Source organism: Rhizobacter sp. (genome assembly GCA_021153565.1).
GTDB lineage: Bacteria > Pseudomonadota > Gammaproteobacteria > Burkholderiales > Burkholderiaceae_C > Albitalea.
This window is the reverse complement of sequence record JAJKJU010000295.1, coordinates 1-5,713: the sequence shown is the minus strand read 5'-3', so window position 1 is coordinate 5,713 and position 5,713 is coordinate 1. Positions and strand designations below refer to the sequence as shown.

5 protein-coding genes are annotated in these 5,713 nt (G+C 61.6%); 2 read left to right on the top strand and 3 right to left on the bottom strand.

All coding sequences use genetic code 11. The features are described from left to right. Positions 1-221 precede the first annotated feature (221 nt). From AC30NL_RS18545 to AC30NL_RS18535, 3 genes are all read right to left on the bottom strand, one after another. Positions 222-533 (bottom strand): addiction module antidote protein, encoded by a 312-nt coding sequence (locus AC30NL_RS18545; protein WP_489465465.1) that lies wholly within the window; start codon positions 531-533, stop codon positions 222-224. Between the two features lie 2 nt (positions 534-535). Further along, positions 536-754: a type II toxin-antitoxin system RelE/ParE family toxin gene (locus AC30NL_RS18540; protein ID WP_489465466.1), complete on the bottom strand. Its 219-nt coding sequence runs from the start codon at positions 752-754 to the stop codon at positions 536-538. A 193-nt stretch (positions 755-947) separates the two neighbouring features. Then, a complete protein-coding gene (locus tag AC30NL_RS18535) occupies positions 948-2,486 on the bottom strand; it encodes a bifunctional aminoglycoside phosphotransferase/ATP-binding protein (RefSeq protein ID WP_489465464.1) in 1,539 nt (512 codons plus the stop codon). 345 nt (positions 2,487-2,831) lie between these two features. On the opposite strand from AC30NL_RS18535, the gene AC30NL_RS18530 reads away from it, so the two are divergent. Both AC30NL_RS18530 and AC30NL_RS18525 read left to right on the top strand, forming a co-directional pair. Further along, positions 2,832-4,430, top strand: coding sequence for a hypothetical protein (locus tag AC30NL_RS18530; RefSeq protein ID WP_489465463.1), 1,599 nt, complete (start codon positions 2,832-2,834; stop codon positions 4,428-4,430). Beyond that, entirely contained in the window at positions 4,424-5,542 is a 1,119-nt protein-coding gene (locus AC30NL_RS18525) for an ankyrin repeat domain-containing protein (protein ID WP_489465462.1), read from the top strand. The genes AC30NL_RS18530 and AC30NL_RS18525 overlap by 7 nt, the downstream gene beginning before the upstream one ends. Positions 5,543-5,713: the final 171 nt, after the last annotated feature.

The window sequence follows — 5,713 nt, the reverse complement described above, 5'->3', positions numbered from 1 at the left end:
TGTCGGAGCGCAGTGCAAGGCGCGCCGACGAGTCATGGCCGTCGCTATGGCGAGGAGGCGCAACGCCGCAATGCGCTTCGAGAGCAAGCGAGCAGCCGACACTTGAGGCTTGACGCCGGCCGCTGCAGGCCTGGCTGCCGCGGGCCTGCTGGCCTGGGCCTTCGCGCCGCGGCCTGTCGAGGTGGAGACCGGGGTTCCAAGCCGGAACGCCGAATATTCCGTCAGGGCGCTGGATGCATCGGTTGCGCCACCAGGCGCACGCCCAGGGCAGCGCAAACGCGGCTGATCGTCTCGAAGCGCGGTTCGCTGCCGGGTCGAAGAGCTTTGTACAGGGCTTCGCGAGCGATACCGGAATCCTTCGCAACCTGTGACATTCCTCGCGCACGAGCAATGTCACCGATGGCAGCGGCCAGCAGCGCCGGGTCGTTCTCTTCAAGAACGGTTGTCAGGTATGCCGCCACATCCTCTTCACTGTTCAGATATTCGGCCGCATCGAACTCGGGGAGTTCGGAAACCTCAATTCTCTTAGTCATAGTCAATCCTCCAAGGATTTCGCCAGCGCAATGGCTTGCCGAATGTCGGCCTGCTGGGTGGACTTGTCACCGCCGCCCAGCATCACGATCACCAACTCGCCGTGCTGTACGTAGTACATGCGCCAGCCTGGCCCGAAATGTTCGCGCATCTCGAAAACGCCTTCGCCTACAGATTCCACGTCGCCCAAGTTGCCAAGCTGGGCCTTGCGTAGCCGCTTGATGAGGCGCTGCCGTGTCAGCCCGTCCTTCAGGCTTTGAGCCAGTCGGAGAACTCCTCAAGTTGTTTCACCGTGTAGGTCATAAACCGACTGTAATCGAATGATTACAAAACATCAATCCGGTGGGATCGGCATACGCTGCTGGTTGCTCGCGGATGGCGCGCGAGTCAAGCCACGCAAGGTCTGAACGCAGTCTTCAGGGCGTGGGAACCGGGGACGTTTTCCAACGCTGATCCATGGCATCGAGATCCAATGTGATCGAGGTGTCGATGTCAATGACGCCTGGAGCTTCGTCAGCCGACAAGGGCTGGGCAAACGCGAGCTGCATCTGCAGCACCCGCTCGTCGGCTTCAGAGGCATCGCCGGGCCCTGCCAACCGGGCTGCGATGCGTCGGCGCAGCGTGGCCTCCTGGGCGTGGCAGTGCGCGATGACGAACGGCACCGAGGCCTCGGCGGCGAGGCGACGCATGGCATCGCGCTCGCTGCGCTTGAGGAAGGCTGCATCGACGATGGTCGGGTAGCCGGCGTCCAGAGCCATGCGGGCGCGGTCCCGCAAGGTGTCGAAAGTTCGGCGGGTGGCTTGTTCCGAATACACGCGGTCTTCGCCGAGCGAGGTGGAGCGCTCCAGAGGCTGCAACCCGAACACGCGCTTGCGCTCCACGTCGGAACGCAGCCGGATAGCACCGCAGCGCCCCAGCAAAGCGCCCGACACGAAACTCTTGCCTGAGCCGGACAGCCCATGGGTGATCATCAGGCGCGCATCGCCGGTTTCGGTCAGTGCCCGGGCGGTGTCCACGTAGTTCGGCATTGATTCCCGGGTGCCGGTGACCGGCCGGCGCATCCCCTGCACCCACGCCCGAACCAGCGCGCGGTAGACCATGTAGTAGTGCAGCACCGACAAGCCACCATGGTCTCCTGTAATCTCCAGCCACGCGTTGAGAAAGATGTAGGCCAGGTCCCGTCGTCCATGCGCCAGCAGGTCCATCACCATGAACGCCGTGTCGCTGATGATGTCGATCCAGCGCAGGCCGGGATCGAACTCGATGCAGTCGAAGGCGGAAGGTTCTCCATCGATGATGGCCGCATTGCCGAGGTGCAGGTCGCCGTGGCACTCCCTCACCATGCCGCTTTGCAGGCGATGCGTCCAGGTCGGCCGAAGAACAGTGGCCTGCCGGACCAGCCAATCCACCAGCGGCGCCATGGCCGCTTTGCCCAACTGCTGGTTCAGGTTCCGCACCACGGTGGCCGTTGCCTCCTCGACAAGTTCTGCGCTGCCGAATGACCTGTCGGCGTCCGCTCGCGGGGCCTGTCCATGGACGGCAGCCACCTTCCGGGCAAGGTGATCGACATGTGCGACGGTCAAGGCGCCGGCCGCGAGCATCTCGCTGAACAGCGCACCGTCCGGGAAGCGGCGCATGCACACCGCATGGTCGATGAGGACCGAGCCTGGTTTGAAGCTGGGCGATGCCGGCGTCCCGAAGATGGGCATCACATCCAGGTACGTGCCCGGTGCAAAACGCCTGTTCAGCCGCAGCTCCTCCTCGCAGGCACGGCGGCGAAGTTCCGGCGTCGAGAAGTCGAGCACGTCCAGCTTCAACGGCTTCTTGAGCTTGTAGGCGAAGTCGCCGCACAGCAGCACCCAGGAGATGTGGGTCTCCACCAGAACGGCCTTGCAACCAGGCGTGTCTGCCTCGATCGCCCGCCCCAGCGCGGCAATGTCCAAGGTGTTGTCCATCAAATCATGATGCGCCAGCCGCTTGCGCCCCAGCAAGCCCCGCCACACAACTGCATGACTCGGGCGCCAAGGTCATCGTCGTGATGGAAGACTTTTGCATGGTGGGGGTTGGGCAAAATGAGCCAAAGTGGTGATGGCTGCCCGTCGCCACGCCCGCCCGGCAGGCCGCTCACGGCGGATTTGGAGAAGGCCGCCGATGGGCGCAAGTCGCGCCGCTGCATACCCCGACGCACGGCCGGTTTTCGCTTCCTGCGACCCCCCTTCGCCAATGCGTGTGGGATTGGCGCCAGACCGTGCAAGGATTCCCAGGTTCAATCCTTCTCACTACTTTCTTGCCCAAGCTTTATGAAGATCACTGCGGCCTTCCTGCAACCGCTCAACGACGCCGGCTATTGCCCGCAACCCTATGCCCCCAACAAGGCGGTCCGCTACGACCCGGGTAGTGACGGCACCTCGGTGGCCGACTTCGAAACCTCCGACAAGGGAAAGGAAGTGAAAACGCAATACCGGGTGGGTCTCGGAAAGCTGAAGACCTTCCTCCTTTCGAATGGCGATTCGTCACGAAATGAAGCGGCGACGAAGGCCATCGACGATTTCGGCGCCAAAGTCGAAGGCGGGGTTCGGGGGTTTTTCTCGACTCAGGCCGGCCGGCTGTATGGCCTTGGCAAAGGTTCGCTGGACAGCTTGTGCGTCGACGTGGAGGACAGCCGCATCCCGCTTGCCGAACGGCAGTCCGTGGTGCGGAACCTGGCGGCGGGCCTCAATGTCTGCTCGGAGGGCGCCTGCTCCAACCTGATCATCGCCGCGGACAACCTTCGGCTGAGCGTCCAAGGGCCCAGAGGTCACGCGAAAAAGGTTTGGGAAAGCCTTTTCGATCAGGCGATCGTGGAGTTCTGCCAGCGCACGCACGGCCACCGCTACAACTACTCCAACAATGAGATCCACTACGTCAACGGCTACCGCAACTACTTTGCTCACACGCTTGGGTTGACGGAACGTCCGGACAGCTTCGTACCGAAGGAGGAGTTCGAGCCGCACCTGGAAGAAGCAACCCGATTCGTGAATGAGACCGTCACGGCCGATGCACTGGTCAGGCATTTGGCCGAAACCTGCCTGGCCGACGTTCGGGAACATTTCAAGGACTATCTCGACCGGCCGCTCAGCGAAACGGAGACGGCGGATTGCTACCAGAGGTACGAGTCGATCGACGCGGCATTGCAAAGTCGATACGGCGATATCGAGTGCCTTGTCCTGATCAATGCGGACGAGAACAAGGGAACCGAAGAGGCACCTTACACGGTCATCGACAAGCCGGATTTGCTCATGCGCGCCATCGCGCGCAACCTCCGGAAAGCCGGCGTGCTCGAGAAGGAAAAGTTCAAAACCGAAGCCAGCGAGACAGCGGCGGACGGCAAGCCAGGCAGACAGATCAAGCGCATCACCGACGATGCGCATTACGTGAAAGAGCGGCTGCCGGGTCAATCGCATGCCACGTATCGGAGCGTCCAGCCGGCCGATCTGCACCGCTTGAGCCTGCCCCAAGAGCGGGCACGGAGGATGCTCAAGAACGCGCTGATCTCAACCACCGATCGCGACCAGCTGCGACTTCTCGACCCTTCCGGTGTGTGGGACTTGATCACCAATCCGGAAGGTGGCTTGCTCGAAGACGCGACGCAATGGCTGGACGCCATGGTCCACTTTGCGGTCAAGCGCTACCGCGAATCAAATCCCGATGCCAATAAGTTCCTGCTGCTCAAGGCTCAGGAGAAGCTTTCCCGCAATGAATCACCAGTGCAGGAAAAGCGTGTCGTCGACCTGATGATCGATGGCGAAGACGCTATTGCAGCCGTGGTAGCTTCTTCGGTAACGACCTTCGACTGGCGTGACAAAGACGGCAGCAGCGTGCTGCATATCGCGCGAGAAGGGGCTGCGACAAAGTGCTGAAAGAACTGGCACCCAGGGCACCGGGCATCAATGAACGGAACTCGGCAGGCGAAACGCCGCTGATGTTGGCTGTGGAAGTTGACGCGATGCCTTGTGTGGAGGCGTTGCTTGATCACCATGCCGATGCCAATCTAGATTTGCATAAGTCGAACGCACTTCATTTGGCGGCCGTTCGCGGGGATCCGAACATCGTCGAAAGACTTGCGAAAGCCGTCAAAGACGTGAACCAGATCGGGTGGCATCGCGAAACCCCGCTGATGATCGCTGCTCGCAACGGGCACGCCAACGCGGTGCGCCGGCTGTTGACGCTCAAGGCCGACGCAGGCTGCAGGAATGCCGGAGGTTCAAACGCATTTCACATCGCCGCGGACTACGGAAAACACGAGGTCCTGATGGCGCTGAAGCCTTTCGTGAAAAGTGTGGACGAGCAAACGGCCGCGGGCGAGACAGCGCTGATGCTCGCGGCCAAGTCTGGGTACGCCGAGGCGGTGCAGACGCTGTTGAGCTTCAACGCAGACGCCACTCTGACGGATCAATTTGGGAGGACTGCGCTTCATTTCGCGGCCTTCCGTGGGGAACCGGATAGCGTCGAAAGGCTTGGAAAGGCCGTGAAGGACGTGAACCAGGTGATGCATGGGCACATGACCGCCCTGATGCGCGCCGCCAACATGGGACACGTCGAGGCAGTGCGCAGGCTGCTGAACTGCAATGCCAGAACGGATGTCAAGAATTCCGGGGGCGTGAATGCATTTCACATCGCCGCCATGACTGGAAGACACAAGGTCCTCGAAGCGCTCGAGTCTTTCGTGGAGGTGGACGAATGCACGGCCGATGGTGAAACGGCACTGTTGTTGGCCGCCTTGGAGGGTCATGCCGAGGCGGTTGACGTGCTCCTGAAGCGCGGCGCCGATCCGATTCATCTGAATGCCCCTGACGAAAACGGGAGAACGCACATGATGCAGGCCGCGATGGAAGGACGGTGGAACGCCGTCAAGGGCCTCGTCCAGGCCGGAGCCGAAATCAACTGCCCAGACAACGATGGGGTGACGCCCTTGATGGTCGCCAATCAATCCAATGTGCCTGCTGACGTCATGGCGCTGCTCTCCAGGTGACGACTTCGCCTTCGTCGGGTACTCAGAGGCTGAGAGTATTTCGATCATGCCCGCTCATCACGCCAAAAGCCCCCTGCTCGTCGTTGCAAATGCTCGCCGTAGCCAAGCTATGGCTGCGCTTTGCGCCTAGATCAGGCGCCTTTTGACGTGCTGCTCGGACACGTTCGAAAT

What these genes read in the sequence shown, in the direction of transcription:
- AC30NL_RS18545 (WP_489465465.1), bottom strand. Translation starts at nt 533, where the DNA reads ATGACTAAGAGAATTGAGGTTTCCGAACTCCCCGAGTTCGATGCGGCC.
- AC30NL_RS18535 (WP_489465464.1), bottom strand. Translation starts at nt 2,486, where the DNA reads ATGGACAACACCTTGGACATTGCCGCGCTGGGGCGGGCGATCGAGGCA.
- AC30NL_RS18530 (WP_489465463.1), top strand. Translation starts at nt 2,832, where the DNA reads ATGAAGATCACTGCGGCCTTCCTGCAACCGCTCAACGACGCCGGCTAT.